Annotated in this window: 1 pseudogene; it reads left to right on the top strand. The window is 67.6% G+C overall.

The window, feature by feature from the left end:
* Positions 1-376: pseudogene (locus CBX98_RS25600) on the top strand (polyribonucleotide nucleotidyltransferase); the annotation flags it as partial.

Here is a 376-nt window from a genome sequence, read left to right as displayed (position 1 = left end):
CCGCCGTCGGCAACCGTTTCACCGAAGCCTTCCAGATCCGCGACAAGCTCGCCCGTCGTGACGTCGTCAGCGCGCTCAAGAGCGACGTGAAGACGGCTATCGCCGCCGATGCCGAAGCCAATGGCTGGACCGATGGCGACATCGGCAACGCCTTCGGCGAAGTCGAATACCGCACCCTGCGCGACGGCGTGCTGAGCACGAAGGTCCGCATCGACGGTCGTCAGCTCGACGACGTCCGCCCGATCTCGGTGCGCGTCGGCGTCCTGCCGCGCACGCACGGCTCGGCACTCTTCACCCGCGGTGAAACGCAGGCACTGGTTGTTGCCACGCTCGGCACCACCCGTGACTCGCAGCTCATCGACGCGCCCGAAGGCGA

Source organism: Vibrio sp. T9 (assembly GCF_003123985.1).
GTDB lineage: Bacteria > Pseudomonadota > Gammaproteobacteria > Enterobacterales > Vibrionaceae > Vibrio > Vibrio diabolicus.
Note: the sequence above shows the minus strand (reverse complement) of the source record. Positions and strands in the feature narration are given on the sequence as shown.